We start from the raw sequence: 23,669 nt of genomic DNA, 5'->3' as shown, positions 1-23,669 counted from the left end.
CACCGCAGGAGAACGTGCGGCAGAGCCAGTTTAATGAAGGCGTTCCGCGTGTCTAGCCTTTCATTGCATCAATCTTCGCTGGATGCACTACGGATTTCGCAGGCTTCAACGTCCTGTTTGGGGCTTGTCCCGTCGTCCGGGGTCTCCTCGTCCAGCATGCGCCCGGCCGCCGCGCGGTGCAGACGGGCCGCGGTCGGGTCACCCAGGTGCTCCAGCGTGTCGGCGAGCCGGAGCTGCAGCGCGGCCTGCAACCGGACGTCGTCGGCGCGCCGTGCCCACTCCACCGCCTCCTGGCAGGTGCGCAGGGACTCCTCGAAGCGTCCCGCGTACTCCTGCACCCGGGCCAGCTCGCTCAACGCCCGCGCGTGGGCGGCCACATCGCCGCTCCGGCGGTAGCCGGCGACGGCGGCCCGCCAGTTCCGCAGGGCCTCGCCGTAGCGGCCCGCATACGTGTGGGCCGTGGCGATCCGGCCGTACAGCCGAGCGGCCTGTTCGCGCTCCCCGCGGGCCAGCCGTTCGGCCAGGGCCCGGCCGAACCAGTCCGCGGCCCGGTCGTGATCCGCGAGCTCCTGGTAGGCACCACCTACGGATTCCATCGCGCGACCGATCGCGTACGGGTCATTTGCTCTGCGCCCGGCGTCCAGAGCCGACCGATACCGTGCCAGCGCGTCCTGGGTACGGCCGGTCTGTGCGTCCACGTCGCCCAGGTTCAGCAGGGCCGCGGCCTGCTCCCGGGCCAGCCCGCGCCGCTCGGCGACATCGAGGACCAGGCTGTGCACCTCGTACAGGTCGTGCGCGGCGGACTGCGTGCCGACGTGCGCCACCATGGCCCTGACCAGCTGGGACATCAGCCGCCGGGCGAGGGTGTCCAGCTCGCCGTCGGCCACCGCCAGACGTGCGGACGCCAGCAGGGCGGGACGCCGGATGCGCAGCCAGTCGGCGGCCGCCCTGGGGGTGGGGAAGCGCACCTCGTGGGGCATCGCGTTCAGCTTCTCCCGGGCCTGCGGGCTGTCCGTCTCGGTGATCGCCCGGCAGGCCTGCAGCAGCCGTACGGTCCGCTCCAGCATCCGGGCCCGGGCCAGCTGCAGCTCCGCGGGGCGCTCCTGGGCCTGGGCGTAGGCGCGCAGCAGCGGGTGCAGGCAGCCGGGGACGTCGTACTGGGGCAGCGGCGAGTGCACCGCGCGCAGCAGGCCGAGGGCGACGAGGTCGTCCAGGACGGCGCGGGCGGCGCTGACCGAGCAGCCGGCGAGGGATGAGGCGGTGTGCGGGTCGATCAGGCCGGCCGGGGCGAGGGAGAGCAGCGGCAGCAGCCGGGCGGCCGGGCCGGGCAGCTCGCTGTGGACGTGCCGGAGGACGCGGGCCAGCGGGCTGCCGTCCGGGCCGTCCTCGGCGGCCGTGTGCAGCCGTTTGGCGAGGTCGGAGACGGCGGCCTTGGGGCGGGCGGCGAGCCAGCCGCCGGCCAGGACGAGCGCGGCGGGATGACCCTGGCAGGCCTCCACCAGGCTCTCGGCGGAGCGCGGGTCGACCGTGATGCGGACGGTGCCGGTGTAGCGGGTGAGGAGTTCCACCGCCGACTTGGTGTCCAGGCCGCCGAGCGTGCAGGGGCGGACGTCCGCGATGCCGGTGAGCGGGCCCGAGGAGACGGCCACCACCAGGCAGTCCGGGGCCTCCGGGAGCAGCGCGTCGACCTGCTCGGCGCCGGCCGCGTCGTCCAGGAGCAGCAGGGTGCGGCGGTCGGCGAGGGCGGTGCGCAGCGCCTGGGTGAGGTCGTCCTCGGCGGCGCCGGCCGGGGCGGGCAGCTCCAGCGCGCCGAGCAGTTCGCGGGCGGCGCGCCCGATGGGGACGGGGGTGCCGTCGGGCTCGCTGAGCCGGGCCCGCAGCACCCCGTCCGGGTAACGGTCTGCGACCTGTCGTACGAGTTCCTCGGCCAGGGCGGTCCGGCCGGAGCCGGGGCGTCCCGCGATCAGCAGCACGCGCGCGCGTGGCGCCTTGCGGCCGGAGAGGGTGTCCAGGCCGGCGCGCTCGATGTCGGCGCGCAGCTCCTTCAACTCCCTTGTACGGCCCAGGAAATGGTCTTGTGCGCCCTCGTGCGCCGCCAGTCGCACGCCGCCTGTGTGCACCACCTGATCCGTCACGGGCCACACTCCCGTCCCACCGCACGCGCAAGCCCGCCGGATCTTCCGCTGCGGGCGTGCAAGAGCCTAGTTCACGCTCCGCGAGGCGCCGTGACGAGCGCGACGGACAGATCCCCTGATCGGATCAGGCGATCGTCACACCAGTACGCCGACCGGGTGCGGTTCGGGGCGGCGCGTGCGCTCAGGACCGGAAGGGCCGGGCGGGCCAGGGCGCGTCGGCCGGGCGGAGTGCGTCGAGGCCGTCGCCACCGCGCGCGGCCACCAGGGAGAGGACACCGACGACCAGGCAGTTGTTGTGCACATCACCGGCCAGGACCCGGCGCACCAGCTCCTCGACCGGCACGCGCGCGTGCTCCATGTCGGTCTCCTCGTGCTCCGCCTCGAAGCGCTCGCCCTCGGCCTCGGACAGATCGCGGGCGAGGAAGATCCGTACGGCCTCGTCGCAGCCGCCGGGCGTGGTGTAGACGTCGGTCAGCACCCGCCAGTCCTCGGCCTTGACGTGCGCCTCCTCGTACAGCTCGCGCTGGGCGGCGTGCAGCGGGTTCTCGCCGGGCACGTCGAGCAGGCCGGCCGGGATCTCCCACAGCTTGTGCCGCACCGGGTGGCGGTACTGGTTGATCAGCAGCACCCGGTCCTCCTCGTCCAGGGCGAGGACGGCGACCGAGCCGGGGTGGACCTGGTAGTCGCGGCGGGCCACCGAGCCGTCGGGCATGACCACGTCGTCCGTGCGGACGGAGGTCTTGTTGCCCGTGAAGGGGGTCTGCGTCGCCCGGATCTCCCACTCCTCGGGAGTGTCCTTGATCGTCATGCTGTCCTTCCCCACGTGCGCCAGCGGCCGGGACGCGGTCCTCTTGAACGAGCGCGCCCCGGCCACCGTACAACCCTTGTGTTACTTCGCGATCTTCCGCTCGACCGCGGCCTTCACCAGGCCCGCGAACAGCGGGTGCGGGCGCGTCGGCCGCGAGCGCAGCTCCGGGTGGGCCTGCGTGGCGACGAGGTAGGGGTGGACGTCACGCGGGTACTCCACGTACTCCACGAGCTTGCCGTCCGGCGAGGTGCCCGAGAAGAGGATGCCGGCCTTCTTCTCCAGCTCCGCACGGTAGGCGTTGTTGACCTCGTAGCGGTGGCGGTGCCGCTCCTCGACGTACTCCTTGCCGTCGTACACCTCGCGCACGATCGAGCCCTCGGCGAGCTTCGCCGGGTACATGCCGAGGCGCATGGTGCCGCCCATGTCGCCCTCGCCGGCGACGATGTCCAGCTGCTCGGCCATGGTGGAGATGACCGGGTGGCCGGTGGCCGGGTCGAACTCGGTGGAGTTGGCGTCCGGGATGTCGGCCAGGTTGCGCGCGGCCTCGATCACGATGCACTGCAGGCCCAGGCAGAGGCCCAGCAGCGGGATCCTGTTCTCGCGGGCGTAGCGGATCGCGCCGACCTTGCCCTGCACACCGCGGTCGCCGAAGCCGCCCGGGATGCAGATGCCGTCGACGTCGCCGAGCTGGGCCTTGGCGCCGGCCGGGGTCTTGCAGTCGTCCGAGGTGACCCACTTGATCTTCACACGGGCGCGGTTGGCGAAGCCGCCGGCGCGCAGCGCCTCGGTGACCGACAGGTAGGCGTCCGGCAGGTCGATGTACTTGCCGACCAGCGCGAGGGTGATCTCGTGGTCGGGGTTGTGGACGCGGTCCAGCAGGTCGTCCCAGGTCGTCCAGTCGACGTCACGGAACGGCAGGTCGAGCTTGCGCACGACGTAGGCGTCCAGGCCCTCGGAGTGCACGACCTTCGGGATGTCGTAGATCGAGCGGGCGTCGGGGCAGGCGACCACGGCGGCCTCGTCGACGTCGCACATCAGCGAGATCTTCCGCTTGATCGCGGTCGGGACCTCGCGGTCGCAGCGCAGCACGATCGCGTCGGGCTGGATACCGATGTTGCGCAGCGCGGCGACGGAGTGCTGGGTGGGCTTGGTCTTCAGCTCGCCGGAGGGGCCGATGTACGGCAGCAGCGAGATGTGCACGACGAAGACGTTGTCCCGGCCGACCTCGTGGCGGACCTGGCGTACCGTCTCAAGGAAGGGGAGCGACTCGATGTCGCCGACCGTGCCGCCGACCTCGGTGATGACGACGTCCACCTCGTCGGTGGCCATGCGCCGGATGCGGTGCTTGATCTCGTTCGTGATGTGCGGGATGACCTGCACCGTGTCGCCCAGGTACTCGCCGCGCCGCTCCTTGGCGATCACCGTCGAGTAGACCTGGCCTGTAGTGACATTGGCGGTGCCGTCCAGGTCACGGTCGAGGAAGCGCTCGTAGTGTCCGATGTCCAGGTCGGTCTCGGCGCCGTCGTTGGTGACGAACACCTCACCATGCTGGAAGGGGTTCATCGTGCCCGGGTCCACGTTCAGGTACGGGTCGAGCTTCTGCATCACGACGCGCAGGCCGCGAGCCTTGAGCAGCATGCCCAGGCTGGAGGCGGTGAGGCCCTTGCCGAGCGAGGAGGCGACACCCCCGGTGACGAAGATGTGCTTGGTCGTCGTAGATTTCGGCGGCATGGCCAAGAGGGGGCTCCCGTGGTCGCGGTCTGTCGTGCGGTACGGCGTCCGGCCCGGAAGCCGTGGTGCTTCCCGGCGGGGGGTGCCGTCGCTGCGGTTCGGGGGTTTCGGGCCCACCGGTCCACGGGCTACCAGGGTATCAGCGCCTGGAGCAGATGGCTTCCGGCCACGCTCCGCGCTCGCCCGGGTACGGGGTGGCCCCGTCACGCCGGAAGCAGGCCGGCCCGCTCGGCCGGGGACAGCCCGGTCGCCACAGCTGTCAGCACAGGCACGCGCAGGTCACATGGTTATCACCCGCTGCTCACCCGTTCGGCCCACACGGGTTGCCCCGAGGGACACGCAGATCATCTACGTGCGTCGTATCCTGCTCGGACACTCGCTGCCGAGCCCGGCCGGAACGACGGCACACCCCCGCCACCATCACCCGGAACAACGTGAGCGCGGCAGTTCGTTGAGCAAAGACTGTCGTATTGCCTCAGGGCTCGGCGGGCTGCTTTGCTTCACAGCTCAACGACGCATAACAACGACCCCTTGACCGCACTAGCGACAGCCCCCTGCGCGGGGGCGACGTGGCCGTTCGACTGGAGTTGCACGTGGCCGGGCGCATCGAAGACTACGCACTCATCGGAGACATGCAGACCGCAGCCCTGGTCTGCCGGGATGGCACGGTGGACTGGCTGTGCCTGCCCCGCTTCGACTCACATGCCATCTTCGCCGGCCTGCTGGGCACCGAGGAGCACGGCTTCTGGCGGCTCGGCCCGGCCTACGCGGCCGACTGCCAGCCGCCCACGGCCGCACGGCGGAGCTACCGCGGCGACTCGCTGATCCTGGAGTCGGAGTGGGACACCCCGCGCGGCACGGTCCGCGTGACCGATTTCATGCCCCCGCGTGAGGGCGCGCCCCAGCTGATCCGGATCGTGGAGGGCGTCACCGGCCGGGTGCCGATGCGCTCGGCGCTGCGGATGCGGTTCTCCTACGGACGTGTCGTGCCCTGGGTGCACAAGCACGAGGGCCGTACGGTGGCGGTCGCCGGGCCCGACTCGGTGTGGTTCGACACCGAGGCCGAGACCTACGGGAAGTCGCTGACGACGTACGCCGACTTCACGGTCGCCCCGGGTGACCGGATCGCGTTCACCATCTCGTGGCAGCCCTCGCACAAGGAGCCCCCGGCGCTGCCGGAGCCGGAGGCCTCGCTGGAGGCGACGGAGGAGTTCTGGCGCGAGTGGGTCGAGCACTGTACGTACCACGGGCCGTACCGCGAGGCGGTGGTCCGCTCCCTGATCACCCTGAAGGCCCTGACGTACGCCCCCACGGGCGGCATCGTCGCGGCCCCGACGACCTCTCTCCCGGAGGACATCGGCGGGGTCCGCAACTGGGACTACCGCTACACCTGGCTGCGCGACGCCGCGATCACCCTGTCCTCCCTCCTGCGCACCGGCTACCGCGAGGAGGCCCGTGCCTGGCGCGAGTGGCTGCTGCGCGCGGTGGCCGGTGACCCGGACAACCTGCAGATCATGTACGGCATCGCCGGCGAGCGCGAGCTGGGCGAGGCCGAGCTGGACTGGCTGCCGGGCTACGAGAACTCGGCCCCGGTCCGGGTGGGCAACGGCGCCGCGCACCAGCTCCAGCTGGACGTGTACGGCGAGGTCACCGAGGCCCTGCACCTGGCGCACATGACGGGCCTGGCCCGCAACGACTACGCGGCCCTGCTCCAGCTGAAGCTGATCCGCTACCTGGAGGACCACTGGCAGGAGCCGGACGAGGGCATCTGGGAGGTGCGCGGCCCGCGCCGGCACTTCGTGCACTCCAAGGTGATGGCCTGGGTCGCGGTGGACCGCACCATCAAGCTGATCGAGTCCGGGGACGCGGACGGCCCGCTGGAGCGCTGGAAGGAACTGCGCGACGACATCCACCGGGACGTCTGCGAGAAGGGCTACGACAAGGAGCGCAACACCTTCACCCAGTCCTACGGCTCCCAGGAGCTGGACGCCTCGCTGCTGCTGATCCCGCAGATGGGCTTCCTGCCGCCGGACGACAAGCGGGTGATCGGCACGATCGAGGCGATCCAGCGCGAGCTGTCCACCCCGGACGGATTCATCCTGCGGTACCCGACGGAGGGCGCCCACGCGGGCGTCGACGGCCTGCCCGGCGACGAGGGCGCCTTCCTGGCCTGCTCGTTCTGGATGGCGGACGACCTGGCGATGATCGGCCGCGTCGACGAGGCCCGCAAGCTGTTCGAGCGGCTCCTCGCGCTGCGCAACGACCTCGGCCTGCTCGCCGAGGAGTGGGACCCGCGCCTGCAGCGCCAGGTCGGCAACTTCCCGCAGGCGTTCAGCCACGTGCCGCTGATCGACACGGCGCTGCGGCTGACGGCTTCGGGGGCGTACGGCGGCTGAGTAGGCTGTAACCGGACGGAACCCCTTTCCGGAAAGGGGGCGGCCATGGCTCCCCCTTCGAAGGCGCGCACGGCTCTCGCCGGGCTGCGGGAGGATCTGGCCGGGGAGGTGTTCGCCCCGGGGGACGCGGGCTACGACGACGCCCGTACGGTCTTCAACGCGATGATCGACCCACGCCCGGCGGTGATCGCCCAGTGCGCGGGCGTGACCGATGTCGTCCGGGCGGTGCGCTTCGCGCGGGAGCTGGATCTGAAGATCGCGGTGCGCGGCGGCGGGCAGAGCATGGCGGGGGCCCGGGTCGACGGCGCGCTGGCCGTGGATCTGCGCCGGATGCGCGGGGTGACCGTCGATCCGGCGGGCGAGGCGGTCCGGGTCGAGGGCGGGGCCACGACGAGCGACCTGGACTCGGCCACCCTGCCGTACGGCCTCGCGACCACCGGCTCCCGGGCCTCGGCCACCGGGGTCGCCGGGTACGTCCTGGGCGGCGGCACCGGCTGGCTGGACCGCGCGTTCGGTCTCGCCGTCGACAACCTCATCGGCGTCGAGCTGGTGACCGCCGACGCCGAGCAGGTGCACGCCAACGCCGACGAGAACCCCGAGCTGTTCTGGGCGCTGCACGGCGGGGACGGCAACTTCGGCGTGGCCACCGCGCTCACCCTGGAACTGCACGAGCTGCCGGAGTTCTCGGTGGCACTGCTGCTGTGCCTGCCCGAGTTCGGCCCGGTCGTGGTCCGCACCTTCCGCGAGCTCGTCCGGACCGGTCCGGACGAGCTGGGCGGCGCCGTGCTGTACCTGGCCGGTCCGCCCGCGGAGTTCCCGCTCCTGTGCGGTGCCCTGCTGACGTACGTGGGCGGCGAGACCGCCCTGCGCAAGCTCGCCGAGCCGCTGCTGGCGCTGCCGCACGAGACGGAGGTCGTCGGCGCGCTGCCGTACGCGGACGTGCAGTGCCTGCTGGACCCCCCGTCCGGACTGCGGGGCGACTGGTCGGCCGAGTGCCTGACGGACCTGCCCGACGAGCTGGTGGGCGTCTTCCGCGCCCGCGCGGAGCGCATGCCCGTGGCGAACGGCAGCCGGCATGTGATCTTCCCGCTGGGCGGCGCGATCGCCGCCGGCCCCCGTGACCACCCGGTGCCGTACCGGGACGCGTCCTGGCTGGTGCACCCCTTCGCCTGCTGGGCGGACCCGGCCGACGACGGGCGGGCGACGGCCTGGGTGCGGGACGCGTGCGCCGACGTGCGGCCCTGGAGCACCGGTGACGTCTGCCTGGGCCTCGTCGGCGACGAGGGCCCCGAACGGGTGCGGGCGGGCCTCGGCGCCGGGAACCTGCTGCGGCTGGAGAAGGTGAAGCGCCGCTACGACCCCGACAACGTCTTCCGCTTCAACCACAACATCAAGCCCATCTGACCGGGAGCTGTCCCGAGGGCGTTTACGCAGGTAGCGTCCGCTGCATGGACAGCCGTACGGACCACCGATCCGACACCCAGGGCGCCGGGATCACCGTTCAGCGGGCGCTGGAACTGCCGGGGTTGCGCAGCGGGCTGCCGGAGATCCTGGCGGGTGCCGACCGGCTGGGTCGCACGGTGCGCTGGGTGCACGCGGGCGAGGTGCCCAACATCGCCTCGCTGCTCAAGGGCGGCGAACTGCTGCTCACCACCGGCTACGGCCTCGGCACCCGCCCGGCCGAGCAGCGGGCGTTCGTGCGCACCCTCGCCGAGCGCGGGATCGCCGCCCTGGTGGTGGAGCTGGGCCCCCGTTTCAGCCGGCTGCCCGCGGCCCTGGTGGACACCGCCCGCGCCGCCGGGCTGCCGCTGGTCCAGCTGCACCGCGAGGTGCCGTTCGTGACGGTGACCGAGGAGATCCACACCGAGATCGTCAACGGCCACTACGCCCTGCTGCAGCGGGCCGAGGAGGTGCACCGGCGCTGCACCGAGGCGCTGCTGGGCGGCGGCGGGGTGCCGCAGGTGCTGGGCATCCTGGCGGACTTCGGCGGCAACCCGGTGTTCCTGGAGACGGCCGACGGCCGCCTGCTGTACGCCGCCGGGGAGGGGCCCGAGGGCGCGGACCCGCTGCAGGTGTGGGAGGGGCTGCGCGGCCCGCACAAGGGCGCGCCGCCGCCCGCCGGTTCGGTGCTGGTGGACGTGCCCGGCGGCGGCCCCGGTACGGCGGGTTCGGTGCGCGCCCGCCTGGTCCTGCTGCCGGTCCGCGCGCCGCTGGCCCCGGTGCACCGGATCGCCGCCGAGCGGGCCGCGGGCATCCTGGCGGTGGTGCTGATGCAGGCCCGGCAGGAGGAGGAGCTGGCCGCCCGCGGCCGCGGTGACTTCCTCACCGATCTCGCCGAGGGCCGGATCACCGCGGAGGACGCCCCGGCGCAGGCCCGGGTCCTGGGCTTCAAGCCCGGCGAGAGCCCGCTGCTGCCGGTGGTGATGCGCATCGGGGACTCCCTGTCCCCCGGCGGGGGTTGGGCGGTGCTGGCGAGGGCGGTCTCCGAGGAGCTGGCCGCGGTGGGTGTGCCGGTGCTGCTGGGCGTACGGCCGGTGGAGGGCCGGGTGCTGGTGCTGCTCGGGCTGCGCTCTGAGTCGGAGCGCTCGGCGGTCGCGGACCGGGTGGCGGCGGCGCTGCGGGCGGGCGTGGAGCGGGCCGGGATGCGCCGGCCGGGCTCGCCGCCGCCGGTCGTGGTGGTCGGCGTGGCGGGTGGCTGGGCGGCCGCGTCGGCGGGGCTCAGGCACGCGGCGGAGACCGCGACCGCGGCCCAGGGCCTGACCGACCGGCCCTGGTACGACGCCCGCCGCCTCGACATCGACCTGCTGCTGTGGCGGCTGCGCGACCACCCGGACCTCGCCGCGTTCGTGGACCGGGCGATCGGCCCGCTGCGCGAGCACGACAACCGGTCCAAGCCGCCGCTGCTGCCGACCCTGCAGACCTATCTGGCGCACGCCGGCCGCAAGGCGGAGACGGCGCGCGAGCTGCACCTCAACCGGCAGACCCTCTACAACCGGCTCGCCCGCATCGGGGAGTTGCTGGGCACCGACCTCGACGACCCGCAGACGGTCCTGGCGTTGAGCCTGGCGCTCCGGGCCCGCAGGCACGTGCCCTAGGCCAGCGGCCGGGGCTGCGTCAACTCGTCGTAGACGCTGAGCACTTGGGCGACCGTCTCGTCCTCGGTCGGCCAGCTGGCGGCCTGCCGCACCCCGCGTTCCCGCAGCTCCTCCCGGCGCTCCGGGTCCGCGAGGAGCCGTACGACGCTGGACGCGAGCGCCTCCGGGTCGCCGTACGGGACGAGTTCGGCCGCGTCGCCGACGAGGTCGGGGATGCCGCCGACCCGGGTCGCGACGAGCGGCACGCGCGCGTAGAGGGCCTCCTGGGCGAGGACGGACCTCGACTCCCAACTGCTCGTCACCAGGGCCAGATCGGCGGCGGCGAGCAGCTCGGGCACGTCCTCCCGGGTCCCGATGAGCCGCACCGGCAGTTCCTCGTCCTCGATCCGCCGCTGCAGCGCCGCCCGCAGCGGCCCCTCCCCGGCGATGACGACCAGCGGCAGCGGGTCGAGGTGCCGCCAGGCGCGGGCCGCGTCCAGCAGGACCTCGTAGCCGCGGTGCCGGTCCAGGGAGCCGACCGCGATGAGCAACGGGCGGCCGGTGGCGCCGAGTTCGGCGCGTACCTTGGGGCGCAGCCGGTCGGGGTCGTCCAGGACGACGGGCCGCCGCTGCCCCGGCAGGCCGACGGCGGCGAGCCGGGCGTCCCGCGCGCCCGTGCGCCGAGCCCGGTCCACCAGGTCGGAGCTGGTGCCGAGGACCACGGCCGCCGTCCGCACCACCCGCCGCTCCAGCAGCCGCAGCAGATGCGCCCGCGGGCCCTCCGCCTGTGCCCGGTTGTGCCAGGTGACGACCAGCGGGGTGGGCCGGCCGCCGAGCGCGAGGACGGCCCGGAAGGAGGCGTGCAGCCCGTGCGCGTGCACCAGGTCGGCGTGGGCGCACGCCGTCCGCAGCGCGGCCACGGAGACGGGATCGCTGCTGCGCGGCACGTGCACGTGCTCGGCTCCGGCGCCGGTGAAGTCGTAGGCGCGGTCGGCCTCGACGGGGGCGCACACCGTGACCCGTACGCCCCTCGCCACGAGTCCCTCGGCCAGCGAACGCACGTGCGCGCTGCTGCCGGCGTTGCCTCCGCCCAGCACCTGCACGGTGCGCAGCGGCGACTGGCCGTGCGGTGCGTTGCTGCTCAGGGGGCTCACGGGGCCGGGGCTCCTGGTTCGGCGTGGGCGGTCACGAGGAAACGTACAGAAGGTAGCGGGCTCAGAGGGGCGGAAGGACGTACCCCGCGCGCCTCCCGCGCGGACCGTGTGCCCTCAAGCATGCCAGGGGGAACGGCGGTTACGGGAAATCGGGAGGGCGCACTCGGCGGCGGGCCGGGGCAATGCGCCGGAGCATGTCACCCACACGGGTGAAGAAGACCCTGGCGCGGGCGAACGCCGTGCGACCGCGTCCGGCGAGGTCGGACACTCACAGCGGCCGCGCCCACGCGCTGACCCGGTCCCCGTGGACGGCGGCGGCCACGACCGCGACGGCGTGCGCGAGCAGTCCCGCGCGCCGGTTGCCCGCCACCACGGCCGCCCCCAGCGCGGCGCCGAGCGCGTGCGCCCCCGTGTGCCCGATCATCACACGCTCCCCGAGGTCGTCGGGCAGCACGGCCGCGGCGGCACCCATCGCGGCTGCCGCCGGCCCGGCCCCCGGCCCCTTCCGCACCAACCCCGGCGCCCCGAGCGCGAGCACCCGCTCCCTGATCAGCGGCCCCGCGACCAGTCCCGCGGCCGAAATCCCGAACGACTTCACGGCCCCGCTGGTGACTCCAGAACCCGGCTACAGGTCCGCCCGGGCCGTCGCCAGGAGTTCCTCGGCGTGGGCCCGGGCCGTCTCGGAGTCCTCCTGGCCGGCCAGCATGCGGGAGAGTTCGCGGATGCGCTCCTCGCCCTCGAGGACCTTGACGCCGGAGCGGGTGACCGAGCCGTCGTTGGTCTTCTCGACCAGCAGCTGCCGGTCGGCGAAGGCGGCCACCTGGGGCAGGTGGGTGACGACGACGACCTGGGCGGTCCTGGCGAGCTTGGCCAGGCGGCGGCCGATCTCGACCGCGGCCTTGCCGCCGACACCGGCGTCGACCTCGTCGAAGAGGTACGTCGGCACGGGGTCGGTGCCCGCGAACACGACCTCCACGGCGAGCATCACACGGGACAGCTCACCGCCGGAGGCGCCCTTGGCGATGGGCCGCGGCGGGGCGCCGGGGTGCGGGGCGAGCAGCAGCTCGACCTCGTCCACGCCCGACGGCCCGTAGGCGACCGTACGCCCGCCGACCTCGACGCCCTCCGGGTCCTCGGTCTGCCGGATCGCGAAGGACACGCGCGCGTGGGGCATCGCCAGCGAGGCCAGCTCGGCCGTCACGGCGGCGGCGAACCGCTCGGCGGCCTCCGTCCGCGCATCGGTCAACGCCTGTGCCAGACCGCCCAGTTCGCTGCGGAGCGCGTCCCGCTCCGCGGTCAGCTCCTCGGTCCGCTCGTCGTCGCCGTCCAGCTCGGTCAGGCGCGCGGCGCTCTGCTCGGCCCAGGCGAGGACGGCGTTCACGTTCTCGCCGTACTTGCGTGTCAGCGCGGTCAGCGCGGCCCGCCGCTCCTCGACGGCCGCCAGCCGCAGCGGATCGGCGTCCAGGTCGTCGGCGTACCCCGCCAGCTCCCCGGCGACATCGCCGAGCAGGATCCCGATCTCCCCGATCCGGTCGGCGAGCGAGGCCAGCGCCGGGTCGTGCGAGCGCACGGACTCCAGGGCCCGGTGGGCGCCCGCGACGAGGGTGGAGGCGTCGATCCCCTCGGGGTCCTCGGGATTGCCCGCGAGAGCGGCGTGCGCGGCCGTCGCGGCGGACGACAGCGCCTCGGCGTGCCCCAGCCGCTCCGCCTCCTCGGCCAGCTCCACGTCCTCCCCGGCGCGCGGCTCGACGGCGGCGATCTCCTCGAGCCCGTACCGCAGCATGTCGGCTTCCTGCGCCCGCTCACGCGCGCGTGTGGTGATCTCCTCCAGCTCGACGGAGACGGCCCGCAGCCGCCGGTAGGCCTCGGTGTACTTGGCGAGCGGCACGGCGACCGCGTCCCCGGCGTACCGGTCCAGTGCCTGCCGCTGCCGGGACAGCTTCAGCAACCCCTGCTGGTCGGTCTGCCCGTGCACGGCCACCAGGTCGTCGGCCAGCTCGGCGAGCAGCCCGACCGGCACCGAGCGCCCGCCCAGGTGCGCCCGCGAGCGCCCCTCGGCGGAAACGGTACGGCTGATCAGCAGGGCCCCGTCGTCCAGCTCGGCCCCGGCCTCCTCGGCGCGTACGACGGCGGCGGCGTCCGCGGGCACGGTGAGCCGCCCCTCCACGACCGCCTTCTCGGCGCCGATCCGCACGAGCGCCGGGTCCGCCCGCCCACCGAGCAGCAGCCCGAGGCTGGTGACCACCATGGTCTTGCCCGCACCCGTCTCACCGGTGACGGCGGTGAACCCCGGCGACAGCTCGACGACGGCATCGTCGATGACCCCGAGCGACCGTATCCGCATCTCCTCCAACACGGAACAGACCATACGAGGTCCGGGGTGCGGAGTGCACACGGCCCGCCTTTGTCACTCCGCCGAGTGGTGCGGCGCGCCCCGCCATCCGGTCGTCGGCAACGCAAACTTCGCAACCAGCCGATCCGTGAACGAAGAGTGATGGAGCCGGGCAAGCCGCACCGGCACGGCCCCCCGCCGCACCTCCACCCGCGCCCCCGGCGGCAGCTCGACGGTCCGCCGCCCGTCACACCACAGAACCCCCGGCGGGATGTGCGGCAGAACCTCCACCGCGAGCACCGAATCCGGCGAGGTGACCAGCGGCTTGGCGAACAGCGCGTGCGCGCTGATCGGCACCATCAGCAGCGCCTCCACCTCGGGCCACACCACGGGCCCGCCCGCGGAGAACGCGTACGCGGTGGACCCGGTGGGCGTCGACAGGACGACCCCGTCGCACCCGAACCCCGTGACCGGGCGCCCGTCGATCTCCAGCACGACTTCCAGCAGCTTCTCGGCGCCGGCCTTCTGCACGGCCGCCTCGTTCAGCGCCCAGTCGGTGTGCACGATGTCCCCGTTGCGGTGCACGACGACGTCGACGGTCATCCGCTCCTCGACCTCGTACGACCGTGCCACCACCCGGTCGACCACCCGATCGAGGTCGTCCCGTTCGGCCTCCGCGAGGAACCCGACGCGCCCCAGGTTGACGCCGAGCATCGGCACCCCGGACGCCCGGGCGAACTCCGCCCCGCGCAGCAGCGTGCCGTCGCCGCCGAGCACGATCAGCAGCTCGCACCCGTCGAGGCACTGCGGAGTCGCCTCCTTGACCAGCTGCACCTCGTCAGGGAGCGGCAGGTCGCACGCCTCTTCCTCCAGCACCCGCACCCCGATGCCATGCCGCAGCAGGCCCTTGACGACGAGTTCCGCACTGCGGATCGCCGCGGGCCGCCCGGTGTGGGCGAGCAGGAAAACAGTACGCGCCAGGTTCTGTGTCAACGCGGCCCCTCCGCCACTGCACGGTCTACGTCGGCCGGGTCCACCTGGGGTGCCCCCGCCCGCAGCCAGAGAAAGTACTCGACGTTCCCCGAGGGGCCGGGCAGCGGACTGGCGGTGACTCCCTGCACCCCGAGTCCCAGCTCCCAGGCCTTCTCGGCCACTTTCCGCACGGCCTCCGCCCGCAGTTGCGGACTCCGTACGACACCCCCGCTGCCGAGTCGCTCCTTGCCGACCTCGAACTGCGGTTTGACCATCATCACCAGGTCGGCGTCCGGCTTCACGCACCGCTTCAGGGCCGGCAGCACCAGCCCGAGCGGAATGAAGGACAGATCGCCCACGACAAGATCCACAGGTTCCCCATCGATCGCCTCGAGCGTCAACTCGCGTACGTTCGTACGGTCCTTGACGGTGACGCGTTCATCGTTCTGGAGAGACCAGGCGAGCTGTCCGTATCCGACGTCCACCGCGACGACGTGCGCGGCGCCCGCGCGCAGCAGGACGTCGGTGAAGCCACCGGTGGACGCGCCGGCGTCCAGGGCACGCCGGCCCTCGACCACGAGCCCCTGCGGGACGAACACCCCGAGCGCGCCGGCGAGCTTGTGCCCGCCGCGGGAGACGTAGTCCGGGTCGCTGTCGTCGGCCTGGACGACGATCGCCGCGGCCGTCTCCACCTGGGTGGCCGGCTTGGTCGCCACGGTCCTGCCGACGGTGACCCGCCCGGCGACGATCAGCTGGCTGGCGTGCTCGCGCGAGCGCGCGAGCTTCCGGCGGACCAGCTCCGCGTCCAGACGACGGCGTGCGACTCCTGCCACGTTCGGTTCAGCTCCTGTGTCGGTACGCCGGTGAAGGCGCCTTCGGGTACGACGGTGAGGGCGCCGGAGGTCCCGGGCGGGCGTCGAGCGCGGTGAGCGCCTCGCGCAGCCCCCGGTGTACATCCTCGTACACCTCGATGTGTCCGTCGGTGGCGAGGTGGTCGGCATCGGCCAGCCGCTCCAGCTGGGCGTCGACCTCGGCGTTGCCGGTGAGGGTGCGCGGGATGTTCAGGGGGGCGGGCGCGGCGGGGTCGTACGCCTGAAGTGCCTCCACCGCCTCCTGCACCGAATCCTGCGGGATCTCCGTCTCCGGAACCGAGTCGCTCATGCCCCGACGCTACCGCGAACCGCTGGGGTACCGTCGTGGGCGATGGCCACGATCGAGGAGTGCCGCGCCGCACTGGGAAAGCTTTCGGACAACATGCAGGGCGCCGAGGGCGACGTGCGCGCGGCCGCCGCCCTGGACCGCTCGGTGAGCTGTCACATCACCGACCTGGACGTCACCTTCGCCGGCCGGATGACCGGCGGGCGGATCGAGGTGGACGAGACCCACCCCGGCCCGCCGCGCGAGAGGGCCCAGATCAGGCTCGCCATGGCCGGGGACGACCTGGTGGCCCTGGTGGACGGCGAGCTGAACTTCGCCACCGCCTGGGGCAGGGGCCGGGTGCGGCTGGAGGCGAGCCTGCTGGATCTGTTCCGGCTCAGGAAGCTGCTGTGACGCTCCGGGAAGCCGCTGTGACGCTTCAGGAAGCTGCTGTGACCCTCGCCTTTCGGGCTGCCGGTACCACGAGCGGGGTCCCGGTCTCCGGGTCGTCGATGACCTGACAGCGCAGCCCGAACACCTGCTCCACCAGTTCGGCGGTGACGATGTCGTTCGGGGCGCCCTCGGCGATCACCCGGCCGCCGCGCAGCGCGATGAGGTGGGTGGCGTAGCGGGCGGCGTGGTTGAGGTCGTGCAGGACGGCGACCAGGGTGCGGCCCTGGGTCTCGTGCAGCTCGGCGCACAGGTCGAGGACGTCGATCTGGTGCTGGATGTCCAGGTAGGTGGTGGGCTCGTCCAGGAGCAGCAGCGGGGTCTGCTGGGCGAGCGCCATGGCGATCCACACCCGCTGCCGCTGCCCGCCGGACAGCTCGTCGACGTACCGGTCGGCCAGCTCGGCGACCCCCGTCTGCCGCATCGACTCACTCACGACCCGCTCGTCCTCCGCCGACCACTGGCGCAGCAGACCCTGGTGCGGGTAGCGGCCCCGGCCGACGAGGTCGGCCACGGAGATGCCGTCGGGCGCGACGGACGACTGCGGCAGCAGGCCGAGCGTCCGGGCGACCTTCTTGGCGGGCATCGACTGGATGACCTGCCCGTCGAGCAGCACCCGGCCCTCGCTCGGCTTCAGCATCCGCGACAGTGCCCGCAGCAGCGTCGACTTGCCGCACGCGTTCGGGCCGACGATCACCGTGAAGGAGTTGTCGGGGATCTCCACCGACAGCTGCTCGGCGATGACACGCTGGTCGTAGGCGAGGGTGACGTTCTCGGCGGACAGGCGGTTCACGGTGCTCCTCTTGCTGTCTGACTCGGGGACGGCGCTCATATCCGGCCCGCCCTGCGCTCGGTGACCAGCAGCCACAGCAGATAGGCGCCGCCGAGGACGCCGGTGACCACGCCGACGGGCAGCTGGTCGGCGCCGAAGGCCCGCTGCGAGGCCCAGTCGGCGGCGACCAGCAGGGCGGCGCCCATGCAGAGGGAGGGCACGAGGTTCGGGCCCGGCGAGCGGGTCAGGCGCCGGGCCAGTTGGGGCGCGGTGAGGGCGACGAAGCCGACGGGTCCGGCGGCGGCCGTGGCGGCGGCGGTGAGCAGCACGGCGGAGACCATCAGCACCAGCCGGACCCGCTGCACGCGCACCCCGAGGGCGTTCGCGACGTCGTCGCCCATCTCCAGCATCCTCAGGCCGCGCGCGTGGACGAGGACCAGCGGGACGAGGACCGCACACAGGGCGAGCAGCGGCCAGACCTGGTCCCAGTCACGGCCGCCCAGGGAGCCGGTCATCCACACGACCGCGCGGGCCGCGTCGACCAGGTCGGCCTTGGTCAGCAGATAGCCGTTGACGGCCGTGGCGATCGCGGAGACGCCGATGCCGACCAGGACCAGCCGGTATCCGTGCACGCCCTGCTTCCAGGCGAGCAGATAGATGGCGAGTCCGGTCACCAGGCCGCCGATCAGCGCGCCGACGGTGACCTGGGCGGTGCTGCCGGACAGCAGCACGATGACGACCAGGGCGCCGGCCGTCGAGCCCTGGGAGAGGCCCAGCACGTCCGGGCTGCCGAGCGGGTTGCGGGAGACGGACTGGAACAGCGCGCCGCCGAGGCCCAGCGAGGCGCCGACCAGCAGGCCGACCAGCACCCGCGGCAGCCGCAGCTCGTTCACGATGAAGTCCTGGTAGGCGTTGCCGTCCCCGGCGAGGGTCCTGAGCACGTCGGCCGCGGGGATCTTCGCGTCGCCGGTGCCGATCAGCGCGACGCCCGCGGCACAGGCGGCGGCCAGCAGCAGGACGACGACGAGCAGGGCCCGCAGGTCCAGGCGCAGGGAGAGCCCGCCGGGGGTGCGTACGGCCCGGTTCACGGATCGGGTCTTCACAGCTGGGCCGTCCTCCGCCGTCGTACGAGAAAGATGAAGACCGGGCCGCCGATGATCGCGGTGACGATGCCGACCTGGAGTTCCGAGGGGCGGGCCACGACCCGGCCGACGACATCCGCGCCGAGCAGCAGCACGGGCGACAGGACCGTGGCGTACGGCAGGATCCAGCGCAGGTCGGGGCCGGTGAAGGAGCGCACGACGTGCGGCACCATCAGGCCGACGAACACGATCGGGCCGCAGGCGGCCGTGGCCGCGCCGCACAGGACGGTGGCGGCCAGCATGGCCAGGGCGCGGGTGCGGCCCAGGTGGGCGCCCAGGGCGCGGGCGGTGTCGTCACCCATCGCGACCGCGTTCAGCGGCCGGGCCAGCGCGAGCGCCAGGACCATGCCGGCCGCGAGGAACGGCAGCACCTGCAGGATGGTCGAGTCGGTGGCCGAGGCCAGCGAACCCACCGTCCAGAAGCGCATCCTGCCCAGCGCCACGTCGTCCAGGATCATCGCGGCCTGGAGATAGCCGTACAGGGCGGCGCTGATCGCCGTACCGGCGAGCGCGAGCCGCACCGGGGTGGCGCCCCGGCTGCCGCCGAGGAACCACACCAGCGCGCCGACCGCGGCCGCCCCGAAGAAGGCGAACCACACATAGCCGGTGAGGCTGGTGACGCCGAAATAGGTGATGGCCGTGACGACGGCGGCCGAGGCGCCCGCGTTGATGCCGAGCAGTCCGGGGTCGGCCAGCGGGTTGCGGGTGAGCGCCTGCAGCACCGCGCCCGCGAGGCCGAGCGCGGCACCGGCGAGCAGGCCCAGGACCGTGCGCGCGATCCGCTCGTCCACGACGACGTCGCCGTAGGTCCCGGTGTCGTGGAACAGGCCGTGCCAGACCTGGTCCGGCGACAGTGCTTTCGCCCCGATCGCGATGCTCGCCAGGGCGACGAGCACCAGGATCAGGGCGGAGAACAGGAGCCCAAGGGCCCGCGCCGCCCGGCGGGTCGGGGGCGCGGGGGCGGTCTCCGCGCGCTGTTCCGGAGGACTGTCGACCAACACGAGGTTAGGTTAGCCTACCCTCGCTTCGGATCTCGATTCCCGGGTGCCTGTCCGTCACAGTCCCAGCCGCGCCAGCGCCTTCCCCCCGTCCAGGCCGCAGGAGCCGTCCCCGGCCGCCGTCCAGGCCGCCGCGCACAGCGCCCGCAGCCCGTCCAGCGGCTCCCCGTCACCCTCCAACTCCAGCCGGTCCGCCCCGGCCGTCGCCGTCCAGCCACCGCACCGGAAGCCCTCCGCGAGGACACCGACCTCCGGCTGCCCGGTGAGCAGCCCGCGCAGATCGGCGTCCACATACGTCGGCCGGTGCTGCGGCGGCGCAGCCAGCAGCAGGGCGCCGTCGGTGACACCGGTCAGCACCAGCAGCGAGTCCACCCCGCCGTTGAACGCGCCCTCGATGTCCGTGTCCAGCCGGTCCCCGACCACCAACGGGCGCTCGGCGCCGGTCCGGATGATCGTCTCCCGGTGCATCGGCGGCAGCGGCTTGCCCGCCACCTGCGGCTCCTTGCCCGTCGCGATCCGTACGACCTCCACGGCCGCGCCGTTGCCCGGCGCGATGCCCCGCCCGCTCGGAATCGTCAGGTCGGTGTTGGATGCGAACCACGGCACCCCACGCGCCACCGCGTACGACGCCTCCGCGAACCGCCCCCAGGTCAGATCCGGCCCGCCGTACCCCTGCACCACCGCCGCCGGATCGTCGTCCGCCGACTCCACGGGCACGAGGCCGCGCTCGCGCAGCGCCACCCGCAGCCCCTCCCCGCCGATCACCAGCACCCGCGCCCCGGCCGGCACCTGCTCGCTGATCAGCCGCGCGACCGCCTGCGCGGAGGTGATGACGTCATCGGCGCCCGTCGGTATCCCCAGCTCCGTCAGGTGCTCGGCCACGGTGTCCGGGGTCCGCAGCGCGTTGTTGGTGACGTAGGCCAGATGCATCCCGCCGGAGCGCGCCACCGCCAGCGAGTCGACCGCGTGCCGAATCGCGCTCCCGCCCGCGTACACCACCCCGTCCAGATCGAGCAGCGCCGTGTCGTACGCCTCGCTCAGGGGCTGCCCACTGCCCTCGGGGCTCGTCCTGACCGCCTGGCTCATTCCACATCGCTCCTCGTTCGAAGGCCTTTCCCCCGATCATCCCGCACGCCACTGACACACGTACGATGCCGGGATGAACACTGCAGGTCACTCGGAAGCAATGGCGCGCCGGGGCCTGGAACTCACCCCGTTCCGCGGCCTTCGCTACGACCCCGACCGGGTCGGCAGCCTCGCCTCCGTCACCTCACCGCCGTACGACGTCGTCGTACGCCCCGACGGGGTGCACCACCTCCAGTCCGCGGACCCGTACAACATCGTCCGGCTGATCCTGCCCCAGGCCGGCACCCCGAGCGCCCGCACCGAGCAGGCGGCCGACACCCTGCACCGCTGGCTGGACGAGGGCGTCCTCACCGCGGACCCGGAGCCCGGCCTGTACGTGTACGAGCAGCGGGACGAGAGCGGCATGCTCCAGCGCGGCGTCATCGGCGCGCTGCGGGTCTCGGAGCCGGCCGAGGGCGTGGTGCTGCCGCACGAGGACGTCATGCCGCCCGTCGTCGCCGACCGCGCGGCCCTGATGCGCGCCACGCGCGCGAACCTGGAGCCGCTGCTGCTGACCTACCGCGGCGACGGCACGGCGGCCGAGGTCGTCGAGCGCACGGCGGAGAAGCCCCCGCTGCTGGACACGACCACCGAGGACGGCTTCCACCACCGCCTCTGGTCCGTCACCGACCCCGCCGACCTGGCCCGCATCCAGTCCGACCTCGCCCACCAGCAGGCCCTGATCGCCGACGGCCACCACCGATGGGCCACCTACCTGCGGCTGCGCGCCGAGCACCCCTCCCCCAGCCCCTGGGACCACGGCCTGGTCCTGCTCGTCGACACCGCCCGCTACCCCTTGCGCGTCCGCGCCATCCACCGCCTGCTGCACGGCCTTGCGGTCCCGGACGCACTCGCGGCGGTGGAGGGCCTGTTCCGGGTACGACACCTCGACACGCCGCTCGCCGAGGCGCTGGAGGCCCTCGCGGACGCGTCCTGCGCGGGTAACGCCTTCCTGCTGGCCGGCGACGGCTCCTTCCACCTCCTCGACCACCCCGATCCGGACCTGCTGGCCCGGACGATCCCGGCCGACCGCCCGGCAGCCTGGCGCTCCCTGGACGCCACGGTCCTGCACGCCACGCTCCTCGACCACGTCTGGCACATCCCCGAGGACTCCCCGGCCCACATCGCGTACATCCACGACACGGCCGCGACGGTCGCCAAGGCGGAACGCGACGGCGGTACGGCCGTCCTGATGCACCCGGTCCGCGAGGAGGTCGTACGGGACCTGGCCCGCCAGGGGGTGACGATGCCCCGCAAGTCGACGTCGTTCGGCCCGAAGCCGGCGTCGGGGCTGGTGCTGCGGGCGCTGGAGATCTGAGCGCCCGGAACGCAGAAAAGGGGCAGGTTCCATCGGGAACCCGCCCCTTTCGGTGACTGCCTTTTCCGTGGCTGCCGTCAGTCCTCGTCGCCGTCCTCCTGCGACGGCTTCTCCGGCTCGCCCTCGCTCTCGCTCTCGCTCTCGTCCAGGGCGTCGACGAACTCCACGCCGTCCAGCTCGGCAAGCCGGTCGGAGGCGTCCGTGCTGCCGTCCCGGTCGGCCTCCACGGCCTTCGCGAACCACTCGCGCGCCTCGCCCTCCCGGCCGGCGGCCAGCAGGGCGTCGGCGTAGGCGTACCGCAGGCGCGCGGTCCACGGCTGGACCGCGTTGGAGGCGAGCTCCGGGCTCTGCAGGGTGACGATGGCCGCGTCCAGCTGGCCCATGTCACGCCGGGCACCGGCCGCGACGAGCCGCATCTCGACCTGACCGGCCTTGTCCAGCTTGTGCACCTCCGGGGCACCGGCCATGTCCAGCGCCTTCTCCGGCCGCCCGAGCCCGCGCTCGCAGTCGGCCATCACCGGCCACAGGTCCACGGTGCCGGTCATCCGCCGCGCGGCCCGGAACTCGGCGAGGGCCTCGCTGTACTTCTGGTTGGCGTACGCCGCGAACCCGGCGGCCTCGCGCACGGCGGCCACGCGGGACGCCAGACGCAGGGCCACCTTGGAGTAGGCGTAGGCGCCCTCGGGGTCCTCGTCGATGAGCCGGGCCACCATCACCAGGTTCCTGGCGACGTCGTCCGCGAGCGTCTTGGGCAGGCTCTGGAGCTCCTGCCGGACATCCTTGTCGATCTCTTCACCGGTGACGTCCTCCGGGATCGGCAGCCGCTTGATCGGCTCGCGATCCCGGTCGCGGTCACGGTCGCGCTCGTCGCGGAAGCGCCCACCGCCCCGGCGGTCGTCGCGCCGGTCGTCACGTCCCCGGAAGCCACCGGGCCGCCCACCACGGTCGTCCCTGCGGGGCCCACGGCCACCGCGGTCGTCGCGGCCACGGAAGCCACCGCGCTCGCCCCGGTCGTCACGACGGTCCTCACGGCGATCGTCACGCCGGTCATCGCGCCGGTCGTCGCGGCGGTCGTCGCGGCGGAACCCACCCCGGTCGTCACGGCGGTCGCCGCGGTGGTCGCCGCGGTGGTCGTCGCGCCGCCCGTAGCCGCCGCGGTCGTCGTCGCGGCGGAAGGACGGGCGGTCGCCACCCCGGTCGTCCCGGCGGAAGCCACCACGGTCGTCACGCCGGTCGTCCCGACGCGGCCCACGGTCCCGGTCATCCCGCTGGAACGCCGGACGCGAACCCCGGTCACCCTCACGACGATCGTCCCTACGGCCATAACCACCGCGGTCGTCGCGGCCACGGAAGCCACCGCGCTCGCCACGGTCGTCACGACGGTCCTCACGGCGATCGTCACGCCGGTCATCGCGCCGGTCGTCGCGGCGGAACCCACCCCGGTCGTCACGGCGGTCGCCGCGGTGGTCGCCGCGGTGGTCGTCGCGCCGCCCGTAGCCGCCGCGGTCGTCGTCGCGGCGGAAGGACGGGCGGTCGCCACCCCGGTCGTCCCGGCGGAAGCCACCACGGTCGTCACGCCGGTCGTCCCGACGCGGCCCACGGTCCCGGTCATCCCGCTGGAACGCCGGACGCGAACCCCGGTCACCCTCACGACGATCGTCCCTACGACCATAACCACCACGGTCGTCACGCCTGTCGTCGCGGCGGAACCCACCCCGATCGTCACGACGGTCATCACGCCTGTCATCACGACGGTCGTCCCGACGGAAACCACCACGGTCACTACGGTGGTCATCACGCCGACCGCCGTAGCCGCCACGGTCGTTGTCGCGGCGGAAGCCGCCACGGTCGCCTCGGTAGCCGCCGCGGTCACCACGGTCACCACTGTCCCGTCGCCGCTGGTCGCGCTCCGGTCGCTCGTCGGGAGAGTTGGTGGACATGATGACTCCTGTCTTCGGTACCGCAAGCATTGTAAAAACAAAAGGACCCCTGGTCCCAGCTGAACGCTGGGACCAGGGGTCCTTCCAAAGATTGTTCGGCGGTGTCCTACTCTCCCACAGGGTCCCCCCTGCAGTACCATCGGCGCTGTGAGGCTTAGCTTCCGGGTTCGGAATGTAACCGGGCG

19 protein-coding genes, 1 rRNA gene and 1 pseudogene are annotated in these 23,669 nt (G+C 73.2%); 6 read left to right on the top strand and 15 right to left on the bottom strand.

The window, feature by feature from the left end; all coding sequences use genetic code 11:
• Positions 1–68: 68 nt before the first annotated feature.
• From ACWDEN_RS39400 to ACWDEN_RS39390, 3 genes are all read right to left on the bottom strand, one after another.
• On the bottom strand, positions 69–2,135 hold the full coding sequence (locus ACWDEN_RS39400) for a tetratricopeptide repeat protein (RefSeq protein ID WP_450862739.1): 2,067 nt from the start codon (positions 2,133–2,135) through the stop codon (positions 69–71).
• 181 nt (positions 2,136–2,316) lie between these two features.
• Entirely contained in the window at positions 2,317–2,943 is a 627-nt protein-coding gene (locus ACWDEN_RS39395; protein WP_351610743.1) for an NUDIX hydrolase, read from the bottom strand.
• Between the two features lie 81 nt (positions 2,944–3,024).
• Positions 3,025–4,674 carry a CTP synthase gene (locus ACWDEN_RS39390; protein ID WP_351610745.1) on the bottom strand — a complete coding sequence of 550 codons (1,650 nt, stop codon included), beginning with the start codon at positions 4,672–4,674 and terminating at the stop codon, positions 3,025–3,027.
• A 593-nt stretch (positions 4,675–5,267) separates the two neighbouring features.
• Here ACWDEN_RS39390 and ACWDEN_RS39385 point away from each other — a divergent pair.
• Genes ACWDEN_RS39385 through ACWDEN_RS39375 form a run of 3 tightly spaced genes read left to right on the top strand, consistent with a single transcriptional unit; the run spans position 5,268 to position 10,165 of the window.
• The gene (locus ACWDEN_RS39385) at positions 5,268–7,070 is read left to right on the top strand and encodes a glycoside hydrolase family 15 protein (RefSeq protein ID WP_351610758.1); all 1,803 of its coding nucleotides are present in this window, start codon (positions 5,268–5,270) and stop codon (positions 7,068–7,070) included.
• A 45-nt stretch (positions 7,071–7,115) separates the two neighbouring features.
• A complete protein-coding gene (locus tag ACWDEN_RS39380; RefSeq protein ID WP_450862736.1) occupies positions 7,116–8,474 on the top strand; it encodes an FAD-binding oxidoreductase in 1,359 nt (452 codons plus the stop codon).
• 44 nt (positions 8,475–8,518) lie between these two features.
• Positions 8,519–10,165 (top strand): PucR family transcriptional regulator, encoded by a 1,647-nt coding sequence (locus ACWDEN_RS39375; protein WP_351610749.1) that lies wholly within the window; start codon positions 8,519–8,521, stop codon positions 10,163–10,165.
• Here ACWDEN_RS39375 and ACWDEN_RS39370 read toward each other — a convergent pair.
• The 6 genes and pseudogenes from ACWDEN_RS39370 to ACWDEN_RS39345 all read right to left on the bottom strand — a co-directional run bounded on the left by ACWDEN_RS39370 (position 10,162) and on the right by ACWDEN_RS39345 (position 15,763).
• Entirely contained in the window at positions 10,162–11,298 is a 1,137-nt protein-coding gene (locus ACWDEN_RS39370; RefSeq protein WP_450862734.1) for a glycosyltransferase family 4 protein, read from the bottom strand. The genes ACWDEN_RS39375 and ACWDEN_RS39370 overlap by 4 nt on opposite strands.
• A 268-nt stretch (positions 11,299–11,566) precedes the next feature.
• Positions 11,567–11,911, bottom strand: a pseudogene (locus tag ACWDEN_RS39365) (hypothetical protein); the annotation flags it as partial.
• A gap of 12 nt (positions 11,912–11,923) precedes the next feature.
• Entirely contained in the window at positions 11,924–13,666 is a 1,743-nt protein-coding gene (gene recN, locus ACWDEN_RS39360) for a DNA repair protein RecN (protein ID WP_351622660.1), read from the bottom strand.
• Between the two features lie 39 nt (positions 13,667–13,705).
• Entirely contained in the window at positions 13,706–14,623 is a 918-nt protein-coding gene (locus tag ACWDEN_RS39355; protein WP_351622663.1) for an NAD kinase, read from the bottom strand.
• On the bottom strand, positions 14,620–15,435 hold the full coding sequence (locus tag ACWDEN_RS39350) for a TlyA family RNA methyltransferase (protein ID WP_351622666.1): 816 nt from the start codon (positions 15,433–15,435) through the stop codon (positions 14,620–14,622). Before ACWDEN_RS39350 ends, ACWDEN_RS39355 begins: the two co-directional genes overlap by 4 nt.
• A gap of 7 nt (positions 15,436–15,442) precedes the next feature.
• Complete coding sequence (locus ACWDEN_RS39345; protein WP_450862732.1) at positions 15,443–15,763, bottom strand: hypothetical protein; 321 nt, start codon at positions 15,761–15,763, stop codon at positions 15,443–15,445.
• Between the two features lie 42 nt (positions 15,764–15,805).
• On the opposite strand from ACWDEN_RS39345, the gene ACWDEN_RS39340 reads away from it, so the two are divergent.
• The gene (locus ACWDEN_RS39340; protein WP_351622672.1) at positions 15,806–16,153 is read left to right on the top strand and encodes a sterol-binding protein; all 348 of its coding nucleotides are present in this window, start codon (positions 15,806–15,808) and stop codon (positions 16,151–16,153) included.
• Positions 16,154–16,178: 25 nt separating this feature from the next.
• On the opposite strand, the gene ACWDEN_RS39335 is transcribed toward ACWDEN_RS39340, so the two are convergent.
• The 4 genes from ACWDEN_RS39335 to ACWDEN_RS39320 are packed head-to-tail and all read right to left on the bottom strand — an operon-like array spanning position 16,179 to position 20,187.
• The gene (locus ACWDEN_RS39335; protein ID WP_450862730.1) at positions 16,179–17,021 is read right to left on the bottom strand and encodes an ABC transporter ATP-binding protein; all 843 of its coding nucleotides are present in this window, start codon (positions 17,019–17,021) and stop codon (positions 16,179–16,181) included.
• Positions 17,018–18,064, bottom strand: a complete 1,047-nt coding sequence (locus ACWDEN_RS39330) for a FecCD family ABC transporter permease (protein WP_351622677.1) — start codon at positions 18,062–18,064, stop codon at positions 17,018–17,020. Before ACWDEN_RS39330 ends, ACWDEN_RS39335 begins: the two co-directional genes overlap by 4 nt.
• Positions 18,061–19,104 (bottom strand): FecCD family ABC transporter permease, encoded by a 1,044-nt coding sequence (locus ACWDEN_RS39325; protein ID WP_450862728.1) that lies wholly within the window; start codon positions 19,102–19,104, stop codon positions 18,061–18,063. The genes ACWDEN_RS39330 and ACWDEN_RS39325 overlap by 4 nt, the downstream gene beginning before the upstream one ends.
• 54 nt (positions 19,105–19,158) lie before the next feature.
• Complete coding sequence (locus ACWDEN_RS39320; protein ID WP_351622682.1) at positions 19,159–20,187, bottom strand: HAD-IIA family hydrolase; 1,029 nt, start codon at positions 20,185–20,187, stop codon at positions 19,159–19,161.
• A gap of 73 nt (positions 20,188–20,260) precedes the next feature.
• Between ACWDEN_RS39320 and ACWDEN_RS39315 the strand changes: the two genes are divergently transcribed.
• A complete protein-coding gene (locus tag ACWDEN_RS39315; RefSeq protein ID WP_450862726.1) occupies positions 20,261–21,544 on the top strand; it encodes a DUF1015 domain-containing protein in 1,284 nt (427 codons plus the stop codon).
• 77 nt (positions 21,545–21,621) lie between these two features.
• Here the strand turns inward: ACWDEN_RS39315 and ACWDEN_RS39310 are convergent, their stop codons facing one another.
• Complete coding sequence (locus tag ACWDEN_RS39310) at positions 21,622–22,365, bottom strand: hypothetical protein (protein ID WP_450862782.1); 744 nt, start codon at positions 22,363–22,365, stop codon at positions 21,622–21,624.
• Positions 22,366–22,659: 294 nt separating this feature from the next.
• On the opposite strand from ACWDEN_RS39310, the gene ACWDEN_RS39305 reads away from it, so the two are divergent.
• Complete coding sequence (locus tag ACWDEN_RS39305) at positions 22,660–23,547, top strand: hypothetical protein (RefSeq protein ID WP_450862789.1); 888 nt, start codon at positions 22,660–22,662, stop codon at positions 23,545–23,547.
• 30 nt (positions 23,548–23,577) lie between these two features.
• Here ACWDEN_RS39305 and rrf read toward each other — a convergent pair.
• Positions 23,578–23,669, bottom strand: a 5S ribosomal RNA gene (gene rrf, locus ACWDEN_RS39300); the annotation flags it as partial.

The organism is Streptomyces sp. NPDC001153, from assembly GCF_053598315.1.
This window is presented reverse-complemented; position numbering and strand designations above follow the sequence as displayed.